Source organism: Phormidium sp. CCY1219 (assembly GCF_055795085.1).
Genome location: NZ_JAYFEQ010000965.1, coordinates 1 through 353, shown reverse-complemented (window position 1 = coordinate 353; position 353 = coordinate 1). Strand labels below are relative to the sequence as shown.

At 42.2% G+C, this 353-nt stretch carries 1 protein-coding gene; it reads left to right on the top strand.

Annotation, left to right across the window (positions count from 1 at the left end; all coding sequences use genetic code 11):
• The first annotated feature begins 69 nt into the window (after positions 1 to 69).
• On the top strand, positions 70 to 237 hold the full coding sequence (locus AC0QH1_RS31125; RefSeq protein WP_324635324.1) for a hypothetical protein: 168 nt from the start codon (positions 70 to 72) through the stop codon (positions 235 to 237).
• The last annotated feature ends 116 nt before the right edge of the window (positions 238 to 353 follow it).

Below are 353 nucleotides of genomic sequence, written 5' to 3'. Positions count from 1 at the left end.
TAAAATGAAATTATAATGGGGTGGTAATTTCAAAGCAATGCTTTTATTGTTTAGCGGAGAGCAAGGGGAATGGGATTGAGTCCATACATCCCCGAATGGGGACTCGATGTTATTGATGTGGCCGCCGGAGAACCGGGCATCAACTATGAATTGCAGGTGACGAAAGGGGCTGTGGACAAAGGGTGCAAAAAAAATTTTTTTTGCACCCTTGGGGGGAATTTTTTTTTCGATGGATGAGTGGACAAAAAAGGGGGAAAGGGAGTAAAATGAAATTACAATGGGGTGGTAATTTCAAAGCAATGCTTTTATTGTTTAGCGGAGAGCAAGGGGAATGGGATTAAGTATGGGCAATT

Coding starts and splice junctions, on each gene's coding strand:
- AC0QH1_RS31125 (WP_324635324.1), top strand. CDS start 70: ATGGGATTGAGTCCATACATCCCCGAATGGGGACTCGATGTTATTGAT.